General features: G+C 34.8%; 3 protein-coding genes. All 3 read left to right on the top strand.

Annotated features, from left to right (window positions below):
- The first annotated feature begins 88 nt into the window (after positions 1–88).
- Entirely contained in the window at positions 89–1,867 is a 1,779-nt protein-coding gene (locus VFS71_RS03525; protein WP_326399402.1) for a tetratricopeptide repeat protein, read from the top strand.
- A 29-nt stretch (positions 1,868–1,896) separates the two neighbouring features.
- Entirely contained in the window at positions 1,897–2,208 is a 312-nt protein-coding gene (locus VFS71_RS03520) for a DUF4286 family protein (protein ID WP_326399400.1), read from the top strand.
- Positions 2,209–2,284: 76 nt separating this feature from the next.
- Positions 2,285–2,732 (top strand): ribosomal RNA small subunit methyltransferase A (locus tag VFS71_RS03515; RefSeq protein ID WP_326399399.1); only part of this gene is annotated, 448 nt, incomplete at its 3' end.

Raw genomic sequence — 2,732 nt, 5'->3', positions numbered from 1 at the left:
TTGATATTATAGATTAATTTAGTTTTCGGTTTTCAGTCACAGTTTTCAAAGCTGTGACTGTTTACTGTGACTGCGACTAAAAAAGGAAATGAAAAACCTAATCCTCTATATAATCCTGTTTTGTTCAACGTCAATTTTTGCTCAAAACGAGCAATTGGCACAGTATTATTATGACAAAGGGGATTTCGAGAAAGCTTTGGTCAGTTATCAGGAATTGTCGGATGGATTGCCAACTAATCCTTTTTATTTTCAGCGAAAAATAGACTGTATGCAACAATTACTCCAGTTTGCACCAGCTGAAAAAGCAATTCAGGAACGATTGGACAGATACAAACAAGCTACACTTTTGGTTGAATTAGGATACAATTTTCAATTACAGAAAAATGATTCGAAAGCCAAAAAGTATTATGATGATGCGATCGACAAAATCAGAAAAAATCCAAATGAAGTTTACGGGGTTGCCAATGTTTTTGAAAAGAAAGTATTGCTGGAGTATGCTTTGAAATCTTATTTGTTGGCTAGTGAATTGGTTCCAACTTTTGATTTTAAATATCAAACTGCTTTGTTGTATGGACAACTTGGAAATACGGATCAGATGATTGCCAATTTTTTGGATGAAGCTGTTGAGAATCCACAGTCGGCATTGATGATTCAAAATCAATTGACACGTTATATGTCAACCGATGGAGATTCTAAGTTCAATGATAGTCTTCGAAAAGCCTTGATCATTAGAGTTCAAAAAAGCCAGGATGTTTTTTGGAATCAGTTTTTGAGTTGGTTTTATATGCAACAAAAAGAGTTTGGTAAAGCCTTTATTCAAGAAAAAGCAATCTATAAACGAAATCCAGAGTCTCTTACCAGTATAATCAGTTTAGGGCAAATGGCCATCGAAGAAGGAGATAATGAGGTTGCCACAGGAGTTATGGATTATGTACTGCTAAATACTACCGATGTAGAGATGATTGTGCAAGCCCAAACTTATTTGTTGAAAATGAAAATGGAAAAAGCGCAAGAAAAGGATTTTGCAGCTATCGATGCCCAATTTGAGCTTTTGTTAAAACAGTACGGCATAGCTCCAGTTACTCTATCTTTGCAATTAAAACAGGCACATTTTGTGAGTTTCATAATGAAGAATCCTACTGAAGGAAAAGCCATTATTAAACGAGCGGCGGAAATGCAATTGAATCAATTCGATCAGGCTCAATGTAAAATGGAGTTGGCCGATATTTTGCTTTCAGAAGAAAAATTTAATCAGGCGTTACTTTATTATTCACAGATTGAGGAGAATTTGCAAAACAATGTGTTGTCACATGAAGCAAGCTTAAAATCGGCAAAAACCAGTTATTTTAAAACTGATTTTGAATGGGCTTTGAAGCAATTTAAAGAGTTAAAATCAGCCAGTACACAGTTGATTGCCAATGATGCTTTGGAGTATTTTCTGTTAATCAATGACAATACCGTTGCCGATTCGACCCAAACCGCTCTGAAGCAATTTGCCAAAGGAGATTATCTTTTGTACCAAAATAGAAATCAAGAAGCGATTGTTCAGTTTCAGTCTATTCTGAAAAGTTTCAAAGGGCAGGAAATAGAAGGTGTAACTTTGTTGAGATTGGGAAGATTATATGAAAAGTTAGGAGATTATAATTTAGCTTTGGCACAATATCAAGACATAATTGACCATCATAGCGATGGAATATACATAGACGAAGCTTTGTATTTTTCCGCAGATATTTATAACAAGCAATTGCAACAACCTGATAAAGCCAAGGCATTGTTCGAGAAAATCATTTTCAGCCATCAGGACAGTATTTATTTTGTAGATGCAAGAAGAAAATTCAGAGAATTGCGAGGAGATACGAATTTATAAGAGAAGAGTTAAACAAATCAACAGAAAAAATGATAATATATAATGTTACCACAAACATTCACGAAAGTGTTCACGATAAATGGATGATCTGGATGCAGCATAAACACATTCCGGAAATGTTGGCTTGTGGAAAATTTATTTCAGCACGTTTAGTTCGTGTTTTGGTAGAAGAAGAAATGGGGGGAGTTACCTATTCGGTTCAGTATACAACAGACAGTAAGGAAACATTAGATAGATATTACTTGGAAGATGCTCCTAAACTAAGAGAAGAAGGCGAGAAATTGTTTGGCGATAAAATGCTGACTTTTAGAACCGAATTGCAAGTAATAAGTGATCATTAATAGATTATTCGATTTTTAGATAGTTCGTTAGTTCGAAAATCTAACAATCTAATATTCGAAAATCTAACAAAATAAAATGGAAAAAGTAACAGCCAAAAAACACCTCGGGCAGCATTTCTTAAAAGACGAGAGCGTTGCAAAAGACATCGCCGATACTCTGAATTTAGAAGGTTATGAAGATGTGCTAGAAATAGGACCTGGAATGGGAGTGCTGACCAAGTATTTATTGGAAAAACCAATCAATACTTTCGTTATCGAAATTGATACCGAATCGGTTGAATATTTGGGTGTGCATTATGATAAATTGAAAGATAGAATCATCTCAAAGGATTTCCTAAAATACGATATCAATGAAGTTTTTGCAGGAAAACAGTTTGCGATAATTGGTAATTTCCCGTACAATATTTCGACCCAAATTGTTTTTAAAGCATTGGAATACCGAAATCAGATTCCTGAATTTGCCGGAATGTTCCAGAAAGAAGTTGCGGAACGTATCTGCGAAAAAAAGGGAACCAAAGCTTATG

It is taken from the genome of Flavobacterium sp., from assembly GCF_035760125.1.
Classification (GTDB): Bacteria; Bacteroidota; Bacteroidia; order Flavobacteriales; family Flavobacteriaceae; genus Flavobacterium.
This window is presented reverse-complemented; position numbering and strand designations above follow the sequence as displayed.

What these genes read in the sequence shown, in the direction of transcription:
- VFS71_RS03525 (WP_326399402.1), top strand. Translation starts at nt 89, where the DNA reads ATGAAAAACCTAATCCTCTATATAATCCTGTTTTGTTCAACGTCAATT.
- VFS71_RS03520 (WP_326399400.1), top strand. Translation starts at nt 1,897, where the DNA reads ATGATAATATATAATGTTACCACAAACATTCACGAAAGTGTTCACGAT.